This is a genomic window from Streptosporangium sp. NBC_01469, from assembly GCF_036227305.1.
In the GTDB taxonomy this organism is placed as follows: domain Bacteria; phylum Actinomycetota; class Actinomycetes; order Streptosporangiales; family Streptosporangiaceae; genus Streptosporangium.
On record NZ_CP109465.1, the window covers coordinates 6,250,078 to 6,273,044 of the forward strand.

Annotated in this window: 17 protein-coding genes and 2 pseudogenes; 10 read left to right on the top strand and 9 right to left on the bottom strand. The window is 66.7% G+C overall.

All coding sequences use genetic code 11. The annotated features are described in order from the left end of the window. Positions 1 to 17 precede the first annotated feature (17 nt). From OG587_RS27405 to OG587_RS27420, 4 genes and pseudogenes are all read left to right on the top strand, one after another. Positions 18 to 1,337, top strand: coding sequence for a hypothetical protein (locus OG587_RS27405; RefSeq protein ID WP_329080148.1), 1,320 nt, complete (start codon positions 18 to 20; stop codon positions 1,335 to 1,337). 104 nt (positions 1,338 to 1,441) lie between these two features. Further along, on the top strand, positions 1,442 to 1,771 hold the full coding sequence (locus tag OG587_RS27410) for a Scr1 family TA system antitoxin-like transcriptional regulator (protein ID WP_329080150.1): 330 nt from the start codon (positions 1,442 to 1,444) through the stop codon (positions 1,769 to 1,771). Then, positions 1,768 to 2,004 carry a DUF397 domain-containing protein gene (locus OG587_RS27415; protein WP_329080152.1) on the top strand — a complete coding sequence of 79 codons (237 nt, stop codon included), beginning with the start codon at positions 1,768 to 1,770 and terminating at the stop codon, positions 2,002 to 2,004. Before OG587_RS27410 ends, OG587_RS27415 begins: the two co-directional genes overlap by 4 nt. A 37-nt stretch (positions 2,005 to 2,041) precedes the next feature. Continuing rightward, positions 2,042 to 2,170: pseudogene (locus OG587_RS27420) on the top strand (DUF397 domain-containing protein); the annotation flags it as partial. Positions 2,171 to 2,239: 69 nt separating this feature from the next. On the opposite strand, the pseudogene OG587_RS27425 reads toward OG587_RS27420, so the two are convergent. The 3 genes and pseudogenes from OG587_RS27425 to OG587_RS27435 all read right to left on the bottom strand — a co-directional run bounded on the left by OG587_RS27425 (position 2,240) and on the right by OG587_RS27435 (position 11,124). Further along, positions 2,240 to 2,726: pseudogene (locus tag OG587_RS27425) on the bottom strand (transposase). A 906-nt stretch (positions 2,727 to 3,632) separates the two neighbouring features. Beyond that, complete coding sequence (locus tag OG587_RS27430) at positions 3,633 to 9,257, bottom strand: LamG-like jellyroll fold domain-containing protein (protein ID WP_329080155.1); 5,625 nt, start codon at positions 9,255 to 9,257, stop codon at positions 3,633 to 3,635. 991 nt (positions 9,258 to 10,248) lie between these two features. Continuing rightward, positions 10,249 to 11,124 carry a LysR family transcriptional regulator gene (locus OG587_RS27435; protein WP_329080157.1) on the bottom strand — a complete coding sequence of 292 codons (876 nt, stop codon included), beginning with the start codon at positions 11,122 to 11,124 and terminating at the stop codon, positions 10,249 to 10,251. 72 nt (positions 11,125 to 11,196) lie between these two features. Here OG587_RS27435 and dapA point away from each other — a divergent pair, with 72 nt between their 5' ends. Both dapA and OG587_RS27445 read left to right on the top strand, forming a co-directional pair. Continuing rightward, entirely contained in the window at positions 11,197 to 12,075 is an 879-nt protein-coding gene (gene dapA / locus OG587_RS27440) for a 4-hydroxy-tetrahydrodipicolinate synthase (protein WP_329080159.1), read from the top strand. Between the two features lie 60 nt (positions 12,076 to 12,135). Next, on the top strand, positions 12,136 to 12,552 hold the full coding sequence (locus OG587_RS27445) for an SgcJ/EcaC family oxidoreductase (RefSeq protein WP_329080161.1): 417 nt from the start codon (positions 12,136 to 12,138) through the stop codon (positions 12,550 to 12,552). 99 nt (positions 12,553 to 12,651) lie between these two features. On the opposite strand, the gene OG587_RS27450 is transcribed toward OG587_RS27445, so the two are convergent. After that, on the bottom strand, positions 12,652 to 15,021 hold the full coding sequence (locus OG587_RS27450) for an excinuclease ABC subunit UvrA (protein WP_329094035.1): 2,370 nt from the start codon (positions 15,019 to 15,021) through the stop codon (positions 12,652 to 12,654). 77 nt (positions 15,022 to 15,098) lie between these two features. On the opposite strand from OG587_RS27450, the gene OG587_RS27455 reads away from it, so the two are divergent. Continuing rightward, complete coding sequence (locus OG587_RS27455; RefSeq protein ID WP_329080163.1) at positions 15,099 to 15,890, top strand: TetR/AcrR family transcriptional regulator; 792 nt, start codon at positions 15,099 to 15,101, stop codon at positions 15,888 to 15,890. A 38-nt stretch (positions 15,891 to 15,928) separates the two neighbouring features. On the opposite strand, the gene OG587_RS27460 is transcribed toward OG587_RS27455, so the two are convergent. After that, complete coding sequence (locus OG587_RS27460) at positions 15,929 to 16,747, bottom strand: helix-turn-helix transcriptional regulator (protein ID WP_329080166.1); 819 nt, start codon at positions 16,745 to 16,747, stop codon at positions 15,929 to 15,931. A 67-nt stretch (positions 16,748 to 16,814) separates the two neighbouring features. Then, positions 16,815 to 17,738: a helix-turn-helix transcriptional regulator gene (locus OG587_RS27465; RefSeq protein ID WP_329080168.1), complete on the bottom strand. Its 924-nt coding sequence runs from the start codon at positions 17,736 to 17,738 to the stop codon at positions 16,815 to 16,817. A gap of 285 nt (positions 17,739 to 18,023) precedes the next feature. Here OG587_RS27465 and OG587_RS27470 point away from each other — a divergent pair, with 285 nt between their 5' ends. Both OG587_RS27470 and OG587_RS27475 read left to right on the top strand, forming a co-directional pair. Further along, positions 18,024 to 18,887, top strand: coding sequence for a helix-turn-helix domain-containing protein (locus OG587_RS27470; protein WP_329080170.1), 864 nt, complete (start codon positions 18,024 to 18,026; stop codon positions 18,885 to 18,887). A 139-nt stretch (positions 18,888 to 19,026) separates the two neighbouring features. Beyond that, positions 19,027 to 19,218, top strand: coding sequence for a DUF6203 family protein (locus tag OG587_RS27475; protein WP_329080171.1), 192 nt, complete (start codon positions 19,027 to 19,029; stop codon positions 19,216 to 19,218). Between the two features lie 193 nt (positions 19,219 to 19,411). Here OG587_RS27475 and OG587_RS27480 read toward each other — a convergent pair whose 3' ends face one another. Together OG587_RS27480 and OG587_RS27485 are read right to left on the bottom strand one after the other, a co-directional pair. Further along, positions 19,412 to 20,272, bottom strand: a complete 861-nt coding sequence (locus tag OG587_RS27480) for an NAD(P)-dependent oxidoreductase (RefSeq protein WP_329080173.1) — start codon at positions 20,270 to 20,272, stop codon at positions 19,412 to 19,414. 183 nt (positions 20,273 to 20,455) lie between these two features. Then, positions 20,456 to 21,337 carry an NAD(P)-dependent oxidoreductase gene (locus OG587_RS27485; protein ID WP_329080175.1) on the bottom strand — a complete coding sequence of 294 codons (882 nt, stop codon included), beginning with the start codon at positions 21,335 to 21,337 and terminating at the stop codon, positions 20,456 to 20,458. A gap of 156 nt (positions 21,338 to 21,493) precedes the next feature. On the opposite strand from OG587_RS27485, the gene OG587_RS27490 reads away from it, so the two are divergent. Next, positions 21,494 to 21,847: a winged helix-turn-helix transcriptional regulator gene (locus tag OG587_RS27490; RefSeq protein WP_329080176.1), complete on the top strand. Its 354-nt coding sequence runs from the start codon at positions 21,494 to 21,496 to the stop codon at positions 21,845 to 21,847. 333 nt (positions 21,848 to 22,180) lie between these two features. Here OG587_RS27490 and OG587_RS27495 read toward each other — a convergent pair whose 3' ends face one another. Continuing rightward, a complete protein-coding gene (locus tag OG587_RS27495) occupies positions 22,181 to 22,948 on the bottom strand; it encodes a HalD/BesD family halogenase (protein WP_329080178.1) in 768 nt (255 codons plus the stop codon). Positions 22,949 to 22,967 lie beyond the last annotated feature (19 nt).

A 22,967-nucleotide genomic window follows, 5' to 3' on the forward strand; every position in this document is an offset into this window, starting at 1 on the left:
GACAACGACGTCACCCAGTGAGTAACACCGCGCTGCAGGAGGCGATCACCGCTACCGGGAAGCCGTACGTGAAGATCGCGAAGACGATCAACGCTGTCGGTGCGGAAAATGGGCAAGGTCTGTACTACGACGCCGCCGCTATCGCACACTGGCTCTCAGGGACCATCCCTGTGGCGGGGACAATTCCCGTCGTCGTCGAAGCTTTCACACGGCTGCTGGGCCGTGACCTCACCGTTCAAGACCTGGGATGGCCGCATACCGAGGTGGCCCACGAAGGCCCGTGGAGCGGCGACCCAGTGGCCTGGGTAACCCGTCTGGGGAGGGACGACATGCTCAACCGGCGATCGCTGCTTTCCGCCGGCCTGTACTCACTCGCTGCACTGAACCTACCGGCCGATCCGCACACCATCACCGCCCGCTCCGGCCAGCCGCGCCGGGCAGGTGCCTCCGACGTGGAGCGCATCCGCATGATGAGCGGCCAGTTCTCTACCGCCGATGACCTGTTCGGCGGCGGGCACGCTCGCCCCACTGTCCTGGCCTACCTCATTCACGAAGTCACGCCGTTGCTGCACGGCACCACCGGTAAAGCACGCCCCGAACTGTTCGCCGCCGCCTCCCAGATGACCTACCTGGCCGCGTTCATGGCCTCCGACGCCGGAGACGCCGCCGGACTGGCACAGCGCTACTACATTCAGGCGGTGCGGCTCGCCGACGAAGCCGGTGACCCGACCGCGAAGGCGACCGCGCTACGGGGGCTCGCAACCCAAGCCGTTGAACTTGGCCACCCCGCCCGGGCAGTCGATCTCGCCGAGGCCGCAGCGTCAGCGCTGCGAGGCGGGTGCCCGATCCGCGTCCGCGCGTGGATGGCAGGCATGCGCGCCGAAGCCCACGCCGCCAACGGCAACGCCATGACCGCGCTCAACGCGTTACACCAGGCCGAAGCGGACGTGGAACGCGCCAACTCCGTTCCGGAGTCCCAGTGGACGGGCGCCTACCGCCGCGCCGCGCTGGAACACCAGATCGGAATAACCCTCGCCCAGCTCTCAGACTTGCCCACCGCCGAGCAGCACCTCATCAATTCCGTCCATTCCCGCCGTAACATCGAACGCCGCTCCCGGGTGCTCATCGCCGCCCGGCTTGCCAATGTACAGCTGCGCCAGCGCCGACCCGACGTCGCTGCCGCGACCGTCCTCGAACTCCGCGAGGATCTCCCCCTGCTCGCGTCCGGGCGGGTCACGAGTGAACTCGCCAAGCTGCGCGCGAGCTGGTTACCCGACAGAGCCAACCCGACGGTCAACGAGGCTGATCGACTCATCGCGTCCCTTACCGACCGCTGACCCGCAGCCTCTCGGGGCGGCTTGCCCTCACCTGTTTGAGGGCTCGCCGCCTGTATGGGGCTCCGCCGACGGGGCCAGCTCCAGCAGCTTCTCCGCGAACACTAGTGTTGCGCCAGGAAGTCGGTGGACGTGCCTGTATGCGCGCCCAGATCGAGCACCTGATACATCTCGCACGCACCGACCCCGCCGTCACGATCCAGGTCCTGCCGTTCTCCGCCGGAGCCCACGCGGGAATGGACGGCCCATTCATGCTCATGTCGTTTCCCGCCGGTCGCGACCTCGTGTGCATCGAGTCCCTGCGCGCCTCCCTGCACCTGAACGAACCCGAAGTCGTCGAGCTCTACCGCACCACCAGTGACCTACTGAAGTCCGACGCCCTGTCGCCGAAGGCGTCGATACCGCTTCTCTCCGCGATCGCCAAGGACCTCTCGTGAACAAGAACACCCTCGACCCCGACTGGGTGAAAACCCAACTCCGCGACGCCCGCTGGCACACCAGCAGCCTCAGCAGCGGTGGCACCAACTGCGTCCAGATCGCCTTCCTGGAACGGGGCATCGTGGCCCTGCGCGACTCCAAGAGTCCTGAGAAGGCTCCGCACCTGTTCACCGACGCCGAATACGACGCCTTCACCGGCGGCATCGAACGCGGCGAACTCCGACGCCCCTGAGGAGAAAGGCGATTCAATGACCGACGAGCAGGGGTGAATCACCAGCAGCTACAGCGGCAGTGGCCAGCAGTACGTCCAGATGAGACCGGCTCCGCCCGGTGTCGCCATCCGTGACTCTAAGAACCCGGACGGCCCCAGGCTGCTCTGTAGCTCCGACGCCTGGAAATCTCCGCTGACCGAAGCGCGGAACGGCTTCTACGACCTGCCCGCGTACCTCCCCGAAACGCCACCTCACCTACTGTTTCATCTTCTGGTAGTCGTGCTCGATGCGCTGGCGCATCTTGGCCAGGCGGACCACGCGTCGCAGCGGGGTATCGGACGGCAGGTTGGTCAGACAGTGTCTCACCTCATCGGGTATTCCGGCCCTGCAGCGGCGTCCGGTGTCCTGCTCCCACTCCTTGGGCACGAACAGCCGCCAGGAGATCGGCACCGATGCCGCATCACAGGCGGTATGCAGGCTGACCGCGACCTGGCAGTTGGCCCGCTTGCCCAGCGCCCCGCACCACTGACGGGCCACCCCCGCCGACATCTTCCCGTCCTTGGGAAAGGACACATCATCGATCACCCACACCTGCAGTGTGATGGCGGCGATCAGCTTGGTGGCGATCGCTCGAAGCACGGGCGCATGGTCCCAGGTCGACGAACTGCTGCAAGGCCTGCATGTCGCCGTCCGGCAGGCGCTCGATCATTGGTTGGATCGACTTGCGCGGCCCGTCCAGCATCAGTCCTCGCAGATAGCAGTTGCCCTTCGCCCGCTGATCCCGACGCGGCACCTACGCGAACACCTCGGCTACGAACGCGCCCAACTCGCCCCTCAACTGCTCGATTTCCCCCAGATCCACGAGAGCAGCATGCCGAACCCAGCACCCACGATCAAATCAACCTAACGAAATACTACTAGCGCGTCCAAAGAGTCGTATAAGTCGATAACAGGAGCCGTGAAACCTGCAGCGTCAGGTTCCAATCCCGGATAGGGTCTCAAGGTATTTTCGGACGCTTGGAGATTCCTCTGTTCTACGGGGGGCTTTAGTAAGGTTAGAATCCAAGCCTCGCGACGGCCAGAACTGTATACGCCACTCCTCGACTCCTCGTGGAGGAACATCTTCGTCTGGCCAGCTCCAGCCGGTTCCTGGGCGACGACTTGCCCTGATTGCCCAATCACTGGCATTTTTGCGCAGATCCATGGGGACAGGTGGAGGTCCACTGCCGAATAGCTCGCTCACGTAGACGAGACCTGAGCTGGAGTAGAAAGATGTGATCTTACTTTTCTCCCAGGAGTCGGAGATTTCGGGAGGGGAGGCATCCCATAGTTCCAGGGTGACCTGGGTTTCGTGCCACGGGACACTGCTCAGGAACACTGCCCAGTTCAAGGTCGCCTCGAACCAGGAGCCATGGTTGAGACGTGCTGAGATCTCCTCCAGGCGAGGCCAGCCAGGTGGCTCGTCCAGCGTACCCTCCTGATCTCTTAACAAAAATTCACTTCTCTCCACTGTGACGACCTCGTGGAGGCGATCAACAAGTTGCGACATTAATTCTCCTTATGTCCCAATAACGATGCAGTGTGCGGCCCCTGCATGGAGGCCACACACTGCATTTAGATGGGCATCACGTTTTTGTGTTGAGCCGGATTAGGGATTGATTCGCGTGCCCGCCCTATTGTAGAGGCGCAGGAAGAAGGCATCTCCGTCCAGCAGGCGATCGTATGCGTAGTAATACAGGATACCACCTTGAGCGGGTCCGCCCCACGCATTGTTCTCTGCGGCTGGGATGGGTTTCACCGAGTAGTTCACGCCTCGTGGCCGGTAGTCACCCGCGTCGTTCGGAAGATTTTCCTGCCACCATACCCACGACCCTTCATAGGTGGAAGCGAATGGGAATTCGTCGCATTCATTTCCGGCCGAAACCCATGGAAGTGATCCTATGGGAGTCCATGTGGGGAAGTATGACCATCGGCATGCGGATTGTGATCTACTGCGGTTACGGGCATTACGGTTACCGTCTTGGGCGCGTTCTTCAGGATATTGATAGAGTCGGTGAATAACCTTACCCTTGGTGAAGCCTGGGATTATTTTTGGTGTATCCTTTCGAATTTCCGGAACATTCGTGGGCCAGGCGTTCGCGTGGTCGGTTGGCTTGGGGCGGGTGGCATCGGGATTAGAATATGCCAAGGAAATATGCGAATATGCGTTCGGGTAACTGCTCTCCTTTAGAGCAATCGATGGTGTCTCGTGATCGAAGATGCATCCTTGCGCATATCCGACATAGGCGGCGGAATCGCATCGGATGCTTTGCTTCGGAGGAGCCAATGCTTCTTGATATCCATTAAGTCCGACGAGGTTAAGGGTGGTCCTCGTAGTACAGGTTCCGATCAACTCGCGATTGTTGGCTCCTGCTGATCCTGGATCGACATAGGATTCGAACTTGAATTTTACCGTTCTGTCTTCCCAGTAAGCTTCGTTTCCGAGATACGACGTTTTCAGGCCGTCCCTGGTAACGGGGAGGCAAGCATTTGCGTTGGGGTAGCCGGTTCCCATCATGCCGATGGAGAAGGTCTTCCCCTCAAAGAAGTCGCCCTTGGAGTTGATTGCTTCGTCTACCCAAAGATCGAATTCTATGGTTCGACTTCCCTGATAGGTGCGCCCGATCAATATTTGTGGAAACCAGACCTCATCGGTGGTTGCCGGCTGACCCTGTGCGTTCTTTACAATGTTGCCGAATCTGTCGCGCTTAACGCGAACCAATCCGGACATGTATGTGGCGCACCACGAGAAACGGTTTCTTGCATAGCCTTTCGGATTTTGAAGTACGCTGCTACCGGCGGCGTACCCGTAGGCGCTCCTTGCGTTTGACTTGCAGTCGTCATTGTCCTCTATTCTGTCGTATTTGAAGTTGCTCGCCGAGTACGTTGATGCGCGGCTAGGAGACGTGGCCGAGGTCTTAGTGGATGGCTGAGTCTCGCTTGTCGAGGCGCGAACGTTAATGGATTGCCAGCCAGTCCAGGGGCCGTTTGCGCCGTCGGCTGTGACGCGGACTCGCCATCGCGCCTTCTCGCCGTCCCGCAACTTGCCCTCGGGGACCTGCAGCGACACCCGGGTCTCGCCGGGCTTGGCGGTGACCTCACCCGACCAGATCAGCCGCCTGTCCGTGCTCACCTTGCCCGCCTTGACCAACTTGGTGGGCTTGCCGGCGATCTCCACTTCCACCTTCGCCTCGCCGTCGTGCCCGGCGGACAGCCAGGTGGTCAGTCGCGGGGTGAGGGGGGAGGCGAGGGTGGCCCCGTCCGCGATGCGACTGCCATCCACTGTCAATTTGTCGATCCCGAGGTCGACGTCCGTGGCGGCGTTGAGGCGCTGTTGCTGCGTTGCCGTGCTCGTCGCGGCGGCGCCGATGGGGGTGTTCATGTCGGTCTGGATCTCGGCTGCGGTCTGGACGCGGTTGTAGATGCGTACCTCGTCGATCAGGCCGCTGTAGAACTCGTCCAACCAGAGGTTGTTACCGCCGAGGCGCAGTACGCCGCCGTTGTCGGCGAGGTTGCCGGTCATCGGTGTCTGGTCGATCTGGCTGCCGTTGAGGTAGAGGGTGATGATGGTGCCGTTGTAGGTGACGGCCAGGTGGCTCCATTGGTTGAGCGGCAGCGGATCGTCGCCGACCACCGTCTTGAAGGTTGTGGCGTTTTGCAGCCAGCCCAGGGGAACGCCATCGTAGGACGCGTACAGGCCGTAGGCGTGGCCGTTGGTGTTCTCTTTCGACAGCACGGTGCGCCAGGCGTCCACTGTCGCCGGCCGGACCCACGCCGAGAGCGTCAGCGCGTTCGTCAGGCGCAGTGATTGGGCGTGCGGGACGGTGACCCAGCTGGAGGTGCCGTTGAAGGACAGGGCCTTGCCGTGCCTGCCGTTGCCCCAGGTGGTGTCGGTGGCCGCTCCGGTGTTGTTCTTCCCGGAGGAGTCGCCGACGGTTGTGCCCGAGCCCTCGTTCATGCCGTACGCGGCCACCAGGCCCGGGGTCGCCGGCGGGGTGGTGACGGTGGCCGAGACCTCGTTCGAGGACGGGCTGAGGTTACCGGCTGCGTCGGCGGCACGCACCCGGTAGTAGTACGTCCCCGCCGCGAGGCCTCCATCGGTGAACGTGGTGGCCGTGGCCGGTGAGGAGGCGACCTGGTTCGCGGCGGACGGGGTGAATCCCGGCGTCGTGGAGCGGTGAATCGTGTAGCCGGTCACGCCCACGTTGTCCGTCGAGGCCGTCCAGGTGAGCTGGGCGCTGCCGGGGCCCCCGGTCGCGGCGAGCGAGCCGGGCGTGGTCGGCGCCTGGGTGTCCGGCGGCGCCACCCCGCCGATCGGAGTGTTCATGTCGGTCTGGATCTCGGCGGCGCTCTGGGCGCGGTTGTAGATGCGCACCTCGTCGACCAGGCCGCTGAAGTACTCACGCCAGACGACGTTGCCGCCGATCCGCAGCGGGCTGCCGTCGTCGTAGAGGCTGCCGCTCAGCGGGGTCTGGTAGGCCTGCTGGCCGTTGACGAACAACCGCAGCGCGGCGCCGTCGTAGGTGAGCGCCAGGTGGCTCCAGCTGTTCACCGGCAACGGTGAGGTTCCGTTGGCCGTCGACGAGCCCTCAGGGGCGGTTTGCACCCAGCCGGACGGAACCCCACTGCCGTTGCCGGCGTACAGGGCGTAGGAAGCCCCATCGGCGTTCAGTTCCTTGGTCACCACACTGCGCCAGGCGGCGCCGGTCACCGTGGTCGGATTAACCCAGGCCGACAGCGTCATCCCGGTCGTCAAGCGCAACGACGCGGCATGCGCGACCGTGACCATGCTGGAGGAGCCGTTGAACGACAGCGCCTTGCCGTACTTGCCGTTCTGCCATGAGGTGGCGGCGGCCACCCCGGCGTTGTTGCGGCCGGAAAAGTCGGCCACGCTGGTGCCCAATCCTTCGTTCATGCCATAGGACGCCACCAGCCCGGGGATTGGCTGCGGCGTGTCTGCGGCTGTGGTGAACGACCAGGTATAGGGCGTCATGACATTGCCCGAAGAATCCTTGGCGCCGCTGACATCGACCTGGTACGTCTTCTGGGCGGCGAGTGGGGAGACCGGTGTGAAGGTCCACTCGGCGCTGTCGTTGCTGCCCGCCAGTGTGCCCTGCACGATCGCGTCTGACTGATCCTTGATCGTCAGCTGAACCTCAGACACCGTCTTGTCGAACGTTACCTTGACTGCGGTGTTCGCTGACACGTTGGTAGCGTCCCGGCTGGGCTCAGTCCCGGTCACGGTTGGTGCGTCGGTGCCGGAGCTACCCGTGGTGAACGACCATGTGTACTGCGACATGGCCACATCCTCGTAATTCCTCGCCCCGCTCACTGTGGCCGTGTAGGTGGTGTCTGTGGCAAGAGGCTGATCCGGGGTGAAGACCAGACCCTGATCACCTGACTCCAAGGCTGCGTTGCCCGCCACAGGAGCGCCTTGTGGATTCGTGACGACGATGTCTCCGCTGACCATAGGTTGGCTGAACGTCACCTTGATCGGAGTATTGATTGCAACGTTCGTCTGCGAGTTAGCCGGCGACGTAGACACCACGGATGGAGGCGCGGGTGGCTCCGTAGGCCTCGGGCCATTCAGGAATTCTTCGATCTGTTCAGGCGTCAGCCCCTCCGGAAGAACCAGGTCCTCTGGAGCGGTTTCGGTATAACCATCTCCAGTAAGGGCAGCTGCGTCCATCTGCTCACGCGGAACCGCTGGGGGAGCTTGCACCGGGACGGCTGACGTCGCCGCTGCTAGGACGTCTGCGGTCGAGCTGTCTGGAGACATTCCCCAAATCGCGACGATCTCTTCTTGCGCGGGGGTGTAGTCGATGATGAGAGCGGGTGGGTGGCGGTAGCCCGGATACGGATCGCCGCCGCCGAACTGGCTGGAGTAGTACTGACGCCAGTTGATCGCGGCGCTCTCGCTGGCGGCCTTCAGCACCATCCCGTGATTGGGCTCGGTTTGGTCGATCCAGGCGCGGGTCATGCCGGTGACCTCGTAGAAGAGTTCCTCGTCCTTGGCGCACCAGCTGGCGGGGTCGGCGTCGTAGTTGTAGCCGGCCCGGTTCACCTCCTCGGCGGCCGTGCTCGAGGGCTGGTTGTACCAGTCCAGACTGTCGATCGTCCCGTCGAGGGTCCATTCGGAGGTGACGCGCGCGGCCCGGATACCCGTGCCCATGGTTTCCCCGCACAGCTGTCCATTGGGTCCGCCGGACTTGTAGTTCCACATCCGCAGGTCCGCGTCGTTGACGGTGGCACCCTGCAGTATCGGGTCGGTGGTGTTGAACTTCATGAACACGCGGGCGATGTCCGCGCTGGTCGAGGTGGTGCCCGCGCGAAGGTACCCGGCCGCGGCGTTGTTGTTGTAGGGGTCGTTCCTGCTGATCCAGGCGTCGTCGGGGGCGCCGCCGCCGAACCATATGGAGGACGCGGCGACGGTCACCGGGTAGGTCACCGCGGGGTCAGCCAGGAACTTCTCATCCGGGGAGAACACCAGCTCCGATGTCTTACCGGTGGTCTCGACCTGCGCTTTGATGGAGGAGGTTCTGCCCTGTTCGGGGGCGGCCTCCACCTTGGCGTCCGTAGCGGTCAGCACGATCGGCGCGGCCTTGGCCCCGCCCTTGGCGTCCTTGAGTTGCGGCAGCCCCTGCGGTGTCTTACCGAAGGTGGTGCCCTCGGGCAGGGTGAGCGGCAGCCGTACGGTCACCGCGCCGGTCGGCCGCTGCCGGAAGACCACCTGGGAGGTGAAGCCGTCAGCCTGGGCCAGCACCACCAGATCCGCGCCCGGCGCGACGGCGTCAGGGTAGGTAACCGCGTTGCCGGAAACCTTGGGTTCCGGCAACGCCCGGGTCACGCCCAGGCCGATCTCGCCGTGGTTCCCGGTCGTTGACACCAGGTGGTTGGCGCCGCGTCCGCCGAAGGTCAGCGGGGACTTGACCCGGGCAGCCTGCAGCTTGCCGTCGCGAGTCACGATGCGGGTGTCGATGGGTTCCCAGGCGCCGCTGGCCGAGTTCTTGAGCTGGACGGGTCGGGTGTGCAGCTCGGCTCGCATGTTCTTGCCATCAGGGTTCGCCCAGATCTTCATGGTCTCAGTGGAGCGGGAGGGAACCTCGACGGGTTTACCGGACTTGGCCGCCTCCTCCCAAGCAGCCTTGAGCGTCGGCTCCGTGATGGCGGCCGTCGATTTGGGTGTCGAGGTAGGGGATGGCGTAGGGCTCTGGGCGATGGTGGGTGTGCTCATGAGCGAGAGCGGCAGTGTCAGAGCCGCAATCAGGGCAGCGTGGCGGCGCGTCCGGCCGGATAAGCCGGACGCTAATCGGCGTGAGTTCACTCGCAGCCTTTCGAACAGATGTGCCATAACAGGCTTGATCGTGACATGGGGTGGCGGTAAAGTAAAGATCGTTTTCAGTATCGGGAAAGAGATGCTCCGTGATCACAGGTCGCATGGAGTCGCGCTTGCCGAATCACATCCGCCCAGCTCACGGCCTTGCGAAGCCTTGCCGTGGCCACGAGCCAGCAGCCTGACTCCCTGAAGTCAACGGCCGGATACATCCGTGCAGCCACGGTCGGCATCGTGACGCAGTGCATTGTCTACAGGCGTCTCCTGTGCCGACGTCATAGATGAGGTACTGCGTCGTCCCTCCTTCGAGGAAGATGACGCTCAATGGGCTAATTTCATCCTGAAATCGCAGGTCACGCCCCTTGTCTAACTGGGCGTGTTGCAGTCCCGGTACTACAAGTGGAAGAACCGCATCGGTGACGACGCGGCGACCGCCCGCTAACGCCAGCGGGCCGACCTGGACGCGCAGATCACTCCGGCGGCACAGCGCCAACGATGGCCTGCCGCCCATCACATTCGAACGTCACACGATCGACAAGAGGCACGCCTCATCGGCCTTGCTGAGGACCGCTGTGGCATAGAACCGTCTCCATGTTTCCAGGGGATTAACAGCGGCCGACTTCCTCGGGCACGCCGACCTCGGGTTCACCCTGCGGACCTACACGCACCTGATGCCCTTCAGCGAGGACCGCATGAGGCAGATCATCGAGGACGCGTGGGCAACGGGCCGAAGTGCCCTGGATGTGCCCTGAGAAGGACTTACGACGAGATCACCGCAGGTCAGAATCCCGATTGCTCAGAACATCAAGATGTGAGTGTTGACGACGAAGGTGGCCCCGGCGCTCTCGGGCTTGGTGGTGGCTTCCTTCGATTCCAGTCGGGGGCAGCGACGCTACGGCTTTCGCCCGACGACCGATGCGTGCAGGGCCGAGCGGGCGGCCAGTACGGCGGGGTGTCCTCCGGTGCCTCGCCGGTAGGCCAGACGGGTTCTCCGCCGGGTCGGCAGGGCGGTCAGCACGACGTCCGGCGGGGGTGCGAGCGCGCCGAGCTCTGGGATGAGCGCGACGCCCTGGCCTGCGGCGACGAGGGCGAGAACGGTGCCGAAGTCGTCGGCGTGGTGACGGACCCGGGGGGTGTACCCGGTCGCCTGGCAGGCGCGGACGGTCATCGTGTGGCAGAGCGTGCCGGGGGTGCCGGCGATCCAGGGCGCGTCGCGGCGGGCCTCCAGCGGCTCGCCGGTCAGGGCGGCCAGATAGACGGTCTCCTCCAGCAGCGGTTCGGTGTCCAGGGCCGGATCGGGTTCGGCGGGCACGTAGTCGTACTCCTGGAGCAGGGCGACGTCCAGGGTCTCGGCGCGCAGGGCGGCCGGGACGGTCGCCGGATCCAGTTCGGTCACCATCAGCTCCAGCCCCGGATGGTCTCGGCTCAGCGAGACGAGGGCCGGGGACAGGATCGTCCGGACGGCCGTCGGGAAGGCCCCGATGCGGAGCGTCCCGGTGAGCTCGACGCGGGAGGCGGCGAGATCGGCCGTGGCGCGTTCCAGCACCGCGAGGATCGTCTCGGTGTGCCGGACCAGGGTGAGCGCGGCGGGTGTCAGCGCGACGCGGCGGCCGGTCCGCTCAAGCAGGGGCACCCCGGCCTCGCGCTCCAGCGCGGCCAGCTGCTGGGAGACGGCCGAGGGTGTGTAGGCGAGGGCTTCGGCGACGGCGGCGATCGTCGTACGGTGGGCCAGTTCGCGGAGCAGTCGCAGCTTGCGCACATCGAGCATAAGACCAGCTTATGCTCAGCTGAAGAAACGTGAACTGGACCTGAAGTATCACCGGTCGCCAGGCTGGGACCCATGGTGCTCACCGGTCTTTTCGTCCCGCTCATCACACCGTTCACCGCCGACGGCGATCTCGCCGCCGAAGCGCTGGAGGGGCTGGCCCACTCGGTGCTCGACGACGGCGCGGCCGGGATCGTCGCGCTCGGCACGACCGCCGAGAGCGCGACCCTGACCCCCGAGGAGCGTCGTCGGGTCCTGGACGTCTGCGCCCGCGTCTGCGGGGAACGCGACGCCCACCTGATCGCCGGAGCCGGATCCAACTCCACGGCCGACTCGATCGAGGCACTCGCCACCCTCGGCTCCCAGGTCACCGCCGCCCTCACCGTCGTCCCCTACTACACCCGCCCGTCCGAGGCGGGGGTGCTCGCCCACTTCCGCCGTCTGGCCGCCACCAGCCCGGTGCCACTGATCATCTACAACATTCCCTACCGCACCGGCCGGATCCTCGGCACGGAAACCCTGCTCCGGCTCGCCGGGCTGCCGAATGTCATCGGCTTCAAGCACGCGGTCGGCGGCATCGACGACACCACGATCGCCCTGATGGGCACGCTCCCGCCCGGCGTCGCGGTCCTGGCGGGCGACGACCTCCACGCCGCTCCGCTGCTGGCACTGGGTGCCTCCGGGGCGATCCTCGCCTCCGCCCACCTGGAGACGGCATCCTTCGCCGCCCTCGTCGACACCTGGCGCGACGGCCCGATCGACAAGGCCCGTCTCCTCGGCCACCGCCTCGCCGCCCTGTCCTTCGCCCTGTTCGCCGAGCCCAATCCCGTCGTCGTCAAGGCGGTCCTCGCGGCCCAGGGCCGCATCCCCAGCCCGGCCGTCCGCCTGCCCCTGCTCCCCGCGAGCGACAGCGCGACCTCGGCGGCGCTGTATGCCCTCGAATCCCTCTCCTGACGCCCGTTCCCCTTCGAACCTGTTGACCTCAAGCAAACTCAAGGTTCTACCGTGATCCTCATGAGCACAACGGATATCGCCGACCAGGCACGCCAGGCCGATATGGAAGCGATCAAGCAGGTGGTCGCCACGGTCGAACACTCCCAGAACAATGAACTCCCCGACGAGTTCGTCGCTCTGTTCCGAGCCGACGCGATCTGGACGACGGGCGGCGGCAAACGCCTCTTCGGTCGTGAGGCGATCTCCACGTTCACCCACCAGGTGCTTCCCGGCGGGATGGGGGGTTCGACGGTCACGTTCGAGGTCGAGCATGTGCTGCTCATCCGTCCCGACGTCGCCGCCGTGAAGGTGCGTCAGGTCTACCGGAAGCCCGACGGGACGGAGGAGGTGGGCACGCCGCTGTTCGTGATGGCGAAGGAGGACGGGCGGTGGCGCCTGACCGCCTGCCAGAACACCAGCGTGCTCAGCGACGACTGACCGCGTTCGACGCCGCGGCATGCCTCCGGCGACGACCCGCGCACCACGCCGCCGGCACGTACACCCAAGACCCCGTCAGCTCACGCCGCCGGGGTCTTCTCATACCACCCCGCTCTTTCCCAGGTAGGCGCGCAGGTGCCGGGCGGTGAGGGAGTTCCCTCCGGAGACGAGGTCGGCGGGGGTGCCGGTGAAGACGATCCGGCCGCCGTCGTGTCCGGCTCCCGGGCCGAGGTCGATGATCCAGTCGGCGTGGGCCATCACGGCCTGGTGGTGCTCGATGACGACGACCGTGTTGCCGTTGTCGACGAGCCGGTCCATCAGGGCGAGCAGCTGGTCCACGTCCGCCAGGTGCAGGCCGGTGGTCGGCTCGTCCAGCACGTACGTCGTGGCCTTCTCCGCCATCCGGATGGCCAGCTTGAGCCGCTGCCGCTCGCCGCCGGACAGGGTGGTGAGCGGCTGGCCGAGGCCGAGGTAGCCCAGGCCCACGTCGGCGAGCCGGTCGAGGACGACTCGTGCCGCGCCGAAGTTCACCTTCGAGGCCGCGTCCGAGGAAGCCGTACCCGAACCCTTGCCCGGAGCGAAGAAGTCGCGGGCCTCGGCCACCGACATGCCCAGCACCTCGCTGATGTCCTTGCCGCGCAGCTTGTGGGTGAGCACCTCGGGGGTGAACCGCCTGCCCTCGCACTGCTCGCACACCGACGCGACCCCGGCCATCATGGCGAGGTCGCTGTAGACCAGGCCGATGCCCTTGCAGTTGGGGCAGGCCCCCTCGGAGTTCGCGCTGAACAGGGCCGCCCTGACGCCGTTGGCCTTGGCGAAGGCGGTGCGGATCGGGTCGAGCAGGCCGGTGTAGGTGGCCGGGTTGCTGCGGCGGGACCCGCGGATCGCGGTCTGGTCGACCACGGCGACACCCTCCCTGCGGGGGAGTGAGCCGTGGATCAGCGAGCTCTTGCCGGACCCGGCGACGCCGGTGACCACGGTCAGCACGCCAAGCGGGATGTCGACGCTCACGTCCTTGAGGTTGTGCAGGGTGGCGCCCGTGATCGACAGCTGCCCGCGCGGCGACCGTACCCGCTCGCGCAGCCGGGCCCGGTGGTCCAGGTGGCGGCCCGTCAGGGAGTCCGACTTGCGGAGCGCGGCGACGTCACCGGTGAAGCACACCCGGCCGCCGGACGAGCCCGCTCCCGGGCCCAGGTCCACCACGTGGTCGGCGATCTCGATCGTCTCCGGCTTGTGCTCGACGACCAGGACCGTGTTGCCCTTGTCGCGCAGGCGCAGCAGCAGGTTGTTCATCCGCTCGATGTCGTGCGGGTGCAGCCCCACGGTGGGCTCGTCGAAGACGTAGGTGACGTCGGTCAGGCTGGAGCCGAGGTGGCGGACCATCTTCACCCGCTGCGCCTCGCCCCCGGACAACGTGGACGACTCGCGGTCCAGGCTCAGGTAGCCCAGGCCGATCTCGACCAGCGACTCCAGCGTGTTGCGCAGGGTGGCGATCAGCGGTCCCACCGACGCGTCCTCGACGCCCCGGACGAACTCGGCCAGGTCGCTGATCTGCATGGCCGCGCAGTCGGCGATGTTGCGGCCGTCGATCTTCGAGGCGAGCGCGGCGGAGTTGAGCCGGCTGCCACCGCACGCGCGGCAGCTCGTGAACGTCACGGCCCGGTCCACGAACGCCCGGATGTGGGGCTGCATCGACTCCCGGTCCTTGGCGAGATAGAGCCGCCGTACCTTGACCAGGAGCCCCTCGTAGGTGGTGTTCATCGTGCCGATTTTGATTTTGGTGGAGGGTTTGTGCAGGAAGTCCTCCCACTGGGCCGGGGTGTAGTCCCTCAGCTTGACGTCGGGGTCGTAGAGCCCGGAGTTGGCCAGGCCCTGCCAGTACCACGAGTCCACGGTGAAGTTGGGGACGGTGATCGCGCCCTCGTTGAGCGAGCGGTCGACGTCGACGAGCTGGGAGACGTCGACGTCCGACACCCGGCCGAGCCCCTCGCACTCCGGGCACATGCCCTCGGCACTGTTGAAGCTGAACGCGGTCGAGGTGCCGACGTGGGGGGTGCCGATCCGGCTGAAGACGATCCGCAGCATCGTCTGCGCGTCGGTCGCCGTGCCGACCGTGGATCGGGAGTTGGCGCCCATCCGCTCCTGGTCGACGACGATCGCCGCGCTCAGGTTGCGCAGGGCGTCGACGTCGGGGCGGCCGAGGTCGGGCATGAACGACTGGATGAAGGCCGTGTAGGTCTCGTTGATCAGGCGCTGCGACTCCGCCGCGATGGTGCCGAAGACGAGGGAGGACTTCCCCGACCCGGAGACCCCGGTGAAGACGGTGAGCCGCCGCTTGGGAATGTCCAGCGAGATGTCGGCCAGGTTGTTCTCCCTGGCGCCGCGCACCTCGATCACGTCGTGGCTGTCCGCGGCGGCCCGGCCGTGTCGCGGGCCGCGATCGCCGGCCGGTGGGGCGGATGGGAACACGAACCTTCTCACTTGATATCCTTAGGCTGTAAAGAGTTGGCTCGGATAAGTTAGTTTATGCCGTAAGGAGTAGCAAGTTGGTCGTCTTCGCCGGACAGGGCGACGCGCGCCGTTCGATGGCGCTGCTGTGGCGTACCACCAGGTCGAAGGAGACGCGTCCCGGGCCCAAGCCCGGCCTGAGCGTGGACCTGATCGTGGACACGGCCGTCGCGATCGCCGACGAGGAGGGGATGGCCGCGCTCTCCATGCGCGCGGTGGGCGAGCGGCTCGGGCGCACGGCGATGGCCCTCTACACCTACGTCCCCAGCAAGAGCGAGCTGGTCGACCTGATGTACGACCGGGCGCTGGCCGAGTTGTCCGCCCGCCACGACCTGGAGGCGGGCTGGCGGGCGGCCGTGACCTCCTGGGCGGAGGAGACCTGGGAGTTCTACGTACGGCACCCGTGGGTGCTGCAGGTGTCGCAGGCGCGTCCGGTGCTGGGCCCCAACGAGTACGTCATGATCGAGGAGGCGATGCGGATCCTCCGCGAGACCGGCCTGGAGGCCGGGGTGCTGCGGCACGTCGCCGGGACGCTGTTCTGCTTCGTGCGCGGGGCGGCGCAGACGGTCGCGGAGTCGCGGCAGGCCCCGGCGGTGACCGGGGTGTCCGACGAGGAGTGGTGGTACGCCCGCTCGGCCCTGCTGGCGGAGGTCGCGCCCGATTTCTGCGAGCGGTTCCCGACGCTGACGTGGCTCGACGGCGAGGGCGCCTACCAGTCCCAGGACGAGACCGTGCCCTACCTGGAACAGGAGGGAAGGGACACCTTCACCGTCGGGCTCGCCGTCCTCCTGGACGGGATCGAGGCGACCGTGACCAGGGCCGGAGTCTGACTGAAGGCCCCCCGGACGAGCTCCGTCGCCGCGAGGCCTCACGGGCTCGTGTCGAGGCCGCTCAGGAAGGCGAGGGATTCCTCGGAGGGGCTGCCGGGGTCGGCCTGCAGGAGGAGGAGCTGCTGCCCGGGGGCCTGGCCGACGTCGTAGGTGGTGCCGGTCACGTCCAGCTCGCCCACCAGGGCGTGCCGGATCCCCTGGGGCGTGCAGGTCAGGTCGCCGGCGTCCTGGCGGGCCCAGAGCCTGCGGAACTCCGCGCTTTTCAGCGACAGTTCGCCGACGAGCTCGGTGAGATAGGGGTCCTCCAGGTCCGCGGCGGCCGCGACGTGCAGCCGTGCGACCCGCGCCCTGGCCAGCCGCTCCCAGTCGAGGTAGAAGGTCTGTGCCGCGGGGTCGAGGAAGATCATGCGCAGCAGGTTGTCGCGGTAGTCCAGGCCGTCGTACAGCACGGCGCCCGACTGGTTCGTCGCGAGCACGTCCAGGAAGCGCCCGCACACGAGCGCGGGGGTGGTCGGCCAGCTCCGGATCAGGGTGATCAGCCCCGGGCTGACCTTCTCCGGGGTGCCGCCGTGCCGGGCCGGACACCACTGCGCCAGGTCGTACAGGTGCCGGGAGGCGTCCGGCTCGAGGGCGAACGCCCGGACCAGCGCGTCAAGCACCCGTCCCGACGGGTGCCGCTCGCGCCCCTCTTCCAGCCGCGTGTAGAAGTCGGTGCTGACCCCGGCCAGCATCGCCACCTCCTCGCGGCGCAGCCCCGGTGCCCGCCGGAAGCCGGAGTACAGCAGCCCCACCTGGAGGGGAGAGGCAGCCTCACGCTGTTCGCGAAGAAACTCGCCTAACAGGCGGATCTTGTCCATATAATCACCATATGTCGGAAATCTGAGGTTAGAGGGGCCGGGTGACTGCCACCCATCCGGACGCCGCTCAGCATGACGCTCCCCCAGGGGGGAGGCGCTCGGTTTCGGCGTCGGAGCACCGCGTGGGGTGGCCGGAGGCGGGATCGCGTTCGCGCGCCTGCCGGCAGAGCACGGCGAGTGCGTCCGCGGAGGGGCTGCCGGGGGTGGCCTGGATGGTGACCAGTTGCTGGCCGGGTGCCTCGGTGACGGAGAACATGTCGTAGTCGACCGTCAGCTCCCCGACCAGGTCGTGGTGGAGGCGTATGACGTGGCTGATCTCGGTCTGCACGTCGTGCCGGGCCCACATGCGGCGGAAGTCGCCGCTGCGGCCGGACAGTTCGTCGACCAGCTCGGCCAGGCGGGGGTCGTCGAGGTCCCTGCCGACGGTGGCGCGCAGGTGGGCGACCGCGGCGTGCGCGATGGGCTCCCAGTCGGGGTAGAACCTCCGCGCGGCGGCGTCGAGGAAGATCGTGCCGAGGACGTTGTCGCCCGCCTTCAGCCCCGAGTGCAGCCCCCGTCCGTAGAAGGCCGTGGCCAGCGGGTTGACGGTCAGCACGTCCATGCATCGGCTCATCACGAAGGCCGGTGTCTGCCAGGTGCACATCAGCCGGATCAGGTGCGGGCTGACCCGCGCCGTGGCGGCGGCCGGCGCGCGTGGTCCCCGGTGGACCGGCATGTCCGTGCGCGCCAACGCGTACAGGTGCGCCGTGGCGTCCGGGCCGAGGCCGAACACCTCCGCCAGGGCGCCGATCACCTGGTCGGACGGGTGGCGTTCGCGTCCCTGTTCCAGGCGGATGTAGTAGTCGGTGCTGACCGCGGCCAGCGTCGCGACCTCCCCCCGTCGCAGGCCCGGCGTCCGGCGGCGTCCGGCGTCCGGCAGGCCGACCTGGGCGGGAGTGGTGACCGCGCGCCGGGCGCGAAGGAACTCGCCAAGCAGCCTCTCACTGGCCATTGGGGAAGCATACGTCTGATTTGTCCGATTTGCCTGGGTGTGCCACTGCCGGTCAGGCCGCCGGCGGGTAGGGGACGCCGGTCCGCCCGGCGCTGTGTCCCGCACCTCGACGCTCCGGCCGTCTTTCATGACGAACCGGTACGCTCCGCCGGTGCCCCGAAGTGGCCCGCGGCAAATAGGTCAGGCCGCCCGGCGGAAAGTGGCGGCTCCGAGGTGAGAGTCGCGATCGACCGGTCCGAAGTATCTTGACCAGCTAATCGGACAATTCTGACATACAGTGATTAAATGGACAACGGTCAACGCAACCTGCTCGGCGAGTTCCTTCGCGCCCGGCGCGAAGCCACCAGTCCAGCACAGGTGGGCTTCCTGCATGCTCCCTCCTCCCGCACCCCGGGGCTGCGGCGCGAGGAGGTCGCCATGCTCGCCGGAGTCAGCGACTCGTACTACATTCGGCTGGAGCAGGGACGCGAACGCAATCCCTCCGCCCAGGTGCTGGGCGCCCTGGCGGGAGTGCTGTGCCTGGAACCCGACGCCGCCGCCTACCTCTACTCGCTCGCCCACCCCGGGGTCCGCCCCCGGGCCGAGACCGGTGCCGTGGATCGGGTCAGTCCCAGCCTGCTGCGGCTCATGCACCTCTGCCCGAACACCCCCGCGATGGTGATCGGCCGGCGCCTGGACGTGCTGGCCGTCAATCCGATGATCGAGGCCCTGTACGAGGGCGTGACCCACTTCGACAACTGCCTGCGCATGATCTATCTCAATCCGCGAGCGGCCGATTTCTACCCCGACTGGGAGAAGGCCGCCCGCGCCAAGACGGCGCAGCTGCGCTCCGCCGTGGCGGCCGACCCCGACGACCCGTACCTGCACGGACTGGTGGAGGAGCTCACCGTCCACAGCGAGGAGTTCCGGCACATCTGGGCCCGCCACGAGGTACGGACGCGCGGCAACGAGGCCAAGGAGTTGCGCCACCCGAAGCTGGGCGACCTCACCCTTTCCTGGGAGGTGCTCTCCGTCAGCGGCACCGGCCAGAAATTCGTCGCCCTCACGGCCGAGCCGGGGAGCGACTCCGAACGGGCGCTGAGGGAACTGGCGAGCACGGTCGCCCGGCAGACCGCGACGGAGGCCGCGGGGTCTTCGGCTCGGCTGTAGACCCGGCCGCGACAGAACGTCCGGGCCCGCCCCGGACGGAACACCTCCGCGGACGCCGGGTTCCCCGCCGGATCCGGCGGCGGGTCTCCCGCGGTGGCGCCGGACGCCTAATCGAACCGCCGCCGGGCAGGGGTGTCTCATGAAAAGGTTCTTCAAGGTCGTGGTGGCACGCTGGCTGGCCCGTACGCCGATCGGTCTGGCGATCCTGGGGGTGGGCTGGTTCCTGGGACGGCGACGCAGGCAACAGGAGCAGAAGCAGACCGGGCGAGGTGGGCGGGGATACGTGACGAGGGGAAGCGGGCGCCCGCCCCGCTCCGGTCGACGGCGCTGAACCTCTGGCCCCCGCACGGCCGCCGGCGCTGAACCCCGGCCCCGTACGGCCGGCCGGCGTCCCGCTGCTCGCCCCGGCATCTGCCCGAATCCATCACGGCATCAGCGCTCGAACTTCGGTGACAAACGCTTGACCTTCGCTGTCACAGGACAAACGCGTCGAGGCTCTCTCCTGGGGCCGGATCGGTGATACGTCAGCGCCGCTTCAGCACGCCGACCAAGCTCGTGAGGCTGTTCTGGCCATGGCCTGCGGTGACGCCTTGGCGAAAGATCTTCAGGATGGCGGCTGGAAGTGAGCCGTCTACGCCGGATGCCTGTGTGGTGTGCAGCACGTGTTCCATGCTCGCCACGCCCATGGAGATTCGGTCGACGTCCCCCTCGTGGTTGCCCGCGGTGATGCGTGGCGCGTAGAACTCCAGGAAATAGCGGAGGTCCATGGTCTTCACCGCGTGCGGCAGGAAATCCTCCGCCGAGACGCCGTTGGCCTCCGCCACCGCCTGGCCGTGCAGATAACCTGCCAGCGCCGTCCAGAACATGTCGATGCCGATCTGGTAGTACAGCGCCGCCAATCCCTGGTCCTCGCCGAGGTATTCGATCCCGGTCAGCACCTCAAGGGCGGGCCTGTGCGCCTCGACGGCGTCCTTGGGGCCGCTGTAGTATGTCATGGCGTCCGGTGTGCCGATGCCTGGAGGCGGCACCTGCACGCCACCGGTGATCTGCACGGCTCCGCGCCCGGCCAGCCACGTGGCCGCCTGACGTGCCCTGTCCGGGGTGTCGGAGGTGAGGTTGGCCAGGGTACGTCCGTCCAGGGCGGTATGCGGGGCCTGCGCCAGGATGGCCTCCATCGCGTCGTAGTCGGTCAGGCTCAGCACCACCAGTTCGTTGGCGGTGAGCGCCGCCTCGACGGATTCCGCTCTCCTCGCGCCCCGCGCCACCAGTTTGTCCGCCTTGGCGGGCGTGCGGTTCCACACGGTCACCTCGTAGCCGTTGTCGAGGTAGGCGCCGGCCATGGCCTGCCCCATGGGGCCCAACCCGATCACTGTCACAGACGTCATCCACGCTCTCCTCATTGGTAGAAGGACACATGACTAGAACGAACGCTCTACCTAGTGCGATGGGAGCCATGCGGACCCGGCACGAGACCGGCACTCGGGAGCGGATCGTCCGGATGACCGGTCCGTCGGGTGCGGCCTTGACGGACGCTTCGTTCGGGCTCGGACCCGTCCGGCTCATGGCTGTCACGCCGGCTTTCTGAGCACCTCGGTGAGGGCCGAGATGCTGTGGTCACCGTGGCCTGCCTCAGCCGCTCGCCTCACCAGGTCATGGAGCGGGGCGAGCCAGGCCGTGTCGATGTTCGTCTCCTTGGCCAGGTCCTCGTCGTGGGCCACTCCGGCGAGGAAGAGGTTCACGGAGGAGGCGGCGTCGGCGTAGTCGCCGCCGTCGATCTCCTTGGCGTAGATCGGCAGCAGGGATTTGATCATGTCCAGCCACTTGCCGGCGAAGCGCACCATCGTGTTCACTTCCAGCCCGCGCGCCTGGACGGCGGCGGCGCCCTGGAAGAAGCCGACGAGTGCCGGCAGCAGCATGGCGCCCACCGCCATCTCGTACAGGGCGGCGAGGTCGGTCTCGTCGCCGAGATGGACGGTGTCGCCGCCCAGCACCTTCAGGGTCGTTTCGAACTCCTCGAAGACGATCTTGTCGCCGCTGTAGTACAGCAGGGTGTCCGGTGCCGTCACGGCCGAGGGCACGTTCTTGACCGCCCCGGCCAGGAACCGGGCGCCATGACCGATGGCCCAGGCGGCCGTCTCGCGGGCGCCGGCCGGGGAACCGCTGTTGAGGGTGACCAGGGCCCGCCCACGCAGCGACGCGACGGCCGGCCCCAGGGCCAGCCGGGTGTCATCGAAGGTGGTCAGGCAGGTGATGACCAGGGGACTTGCCGCCACCGCGTCCTCGATGGCCTCCGCATGATCGGCTCCCATGGCGATGAGGGGCGCGGCTTTGGCGGCGGTCCTGTTCCAGACGGTGGTCGGGTGTCCGGCCTTGACGAAGGCCTCGGCCAGTGCTGTGCCCATCGAGCCCAGTCCGATGACGGTCACCGGGGTCATGTTCTTTGCAGTCATATACATACTCCAGCCACAGAGATAAGGAGGTGAGCGCGCTGCCTTGAAGACCGGCGTGGTCTTGGCGCGGGCCTGGTTCATGCTGGCTGGAGCACCTGCATTCTCACAAGTACCTACATTTTTGCCAGGTACTGACATAAGTGTGAGTATGGGTCGATGAAGGAAACGAAAAAGCGGACGTTCACCTGCGGTTTCGACGCTGCCATCGCCGTCATGGGAGGCAAGTGGAAGGGGCTGATCCTGTTCGCGCTCCAGGATGGCCCCCTGCGCTTCGGGGAGTTGCGGCGTGCGGTCCCCGACATCAGCGAGCGGGTGCTGATCCTGCAGCTGCGGGAGATGGAGGCCACCGGGCTGCTGCATCGCGAGGTCTATCACCAGGTCCCGCCGAAGGTGGAGTACTCGCTCACCGAGTTCGGTCATTCCCTCAACATCGCGATGGCGCCGCTCGGAGAGTGGGGCGAGGAACACATCGAGCGCATCGAGGCCATCCCCTGGGACCAGGTCGGGTGAACCGGCGCGGATGTCGGCAAGCCTCATCACCGCCTGCCTGCACACCCCTGCCGCCGCCGTCGATATCGCCCCGCACCTGGCTCTATCGGCGGTCCGCACACCGTAGAACGTGAAGGCCCGTCCGCCGCGGACACGGACGGCGGAGGGCCAAAGGCGGACGGTGAAAGGCAGACGGCGGACGGCGGACGGCTTCATCTCGGCTCGCGCCCGGTGGGACGCGGGGTGCGAAAAGGGCGAGACGGCCCGGTCACCGACCGGGCCGTCTCGTCGTCCCCGTGTTCCCCGGGCTCCTCCGGACCTCCCAGGTATCCCGGAGCCGCCGGGGCCGGGGGCTCAGCTGAACATCGCCTCCATGGTCTCGTGCGACTGCTCCTTCTTGGCGTCGGACTCGCTGCCCCAGCAGGTGTTGAGGATGATCCGGGTGCGGTCCTCGGAGAGCGGGACCGTGCGGTGCAGCGTCGTGTCGGAGCGCAGGAAGTAGATGTCGCCGGTCTCGTGGGCGTAGGTGCTGATCTGCTGCTTGATGAGGTGGTCGTGGACCCGGGGGTCCTCCTTCACCCAGTTGGTGTGGGGGACGCACTGCAGCATGCCGCCGTACTCGCTGCTCGGTGCCTCCATGATCCAGATGAGGGTGAAGCTGAAGTCGCCCCAGTGCCAGCCGTGGGTGTCGCCCTGCTTCTCCTGGCGGATGATGACGTACTTCTCCTCGTCCCAGGGGCAGTTGACGACCGGCTCGTTGGCCAGCCGGCCGAGGAAGCCCTTGAGGGCGGTGGAGTCGTAGAGCTCCGGGATCAGGGAGCTGTCCTGGGCGATGGACTGCTGGCTGACCGTGCTCATCTTCCTCGGGGAGTTGCTGGTCTCCTTGAGGTTGATGTCGATCCGGCGGGCGTACAGGTCGAGCAGCCGGTTCACCTCGTCCGAGACGAGATTCTTGACCTCGCCGGAGACCACGTTCCGCAGCTTGACGTAGCCGTTCCTGCGGAAATCATGGGACAGTTTGCGAATTTCCCAGGGGTCCTGAAAGGTCTTTTCGAGATGCTCCTCGATCCGATCGTCGAGTGAGAGCTTCCGGTGGCCGGTCTCGTAGTTGGGAGTCGGCATGCGGTTTCTCCTCCGTGGT

Bases quoted from the DNA above. Each gene is read 5' to 3' on its own strand.
- OG587_RS27480 (WP_329080173.1), bottom strand. From the start codon at position 20,272: ATGACGTCTGTGACAGTGATCGGGTTGGGCCCCATGGGGCAGGCCATG.
- OG587_RS27445 (WP_329080161.1), top strand. From the start codon at position 12,136: ATGAGCACAACGGATATCGCCGACCAGGCACGCCAGGCCGATATGGAA.
- OG587_RS27430 (WP_329080155.1), bottom strand. From the start codon at position 9,257: ATGAGCACACCCACCATCGCCCAGAGCCCTACGCCATCCCCTACCTCG.
- OG587_RS27490 (WP_329080176.1), top strand. From the start codon at position 21,494: ATGAAGGAAACGAAAAAGCGGACGTTCACCTGCGGTTTCGACGCTGCC.
- OG587_RS27475 (WP_329080171.1), top strand. From the start codon at position 19,027: ATGAAAAGGTTCTTCAAGGTCGTGGTGGCACGCTGGCTGGCCCGTACG.
- OG587_RS27465 (WP_329080168.1), bottom strand. From the start codon at position 17,738: ATGGCCAGTGAGAGGCTGCTTGGCGAGTTCCTTCGCGCCCGGCGCGCG.
- OG587_RS27460 (WP_329080166.1), bottom strand. From the start codon at position 16,747: ATGGACAAGATCCGCCTGTTAGGCGAGTTTCTTCGCGAACAGCGTGAG.
- OG587_RS27485 (WP_329080175.1), bottom strand. From the start codon at position 21,337: ATGACTGCAAAGAACATGACCCCGGTGACCGTCATCGGACTGGGCTCG.
- dapA (WP_329080159.1), top strand. From the start codon at position 11,197: ATGGTGCTCACCGGTCTTTTCGTCCCGCTCATCACACCGTTCACCGCC.
- OG587_RS27435 (WP_329080157.1), bottom strand. From the start codon at position 11,124: ATGCTCGATGTGCGCAAGCTGCGACTGCTCCGCGAACTGGCCCACCGT.
- OG587_RS27470 (WP_329080170.1), top strand. From the start codon at position 18,024: ATGGACAACGGTCAACGCAACCTGCTCGGCGAGTTCCTTCGCGCCCGG.
- OG587_RS27495 (WP_329080178.1), bottom strand. From the start codon at position 22,948: ATGCCGACTCCCAACTACGAGACCGGCCACCGGAAGCTCTCACTCGAC.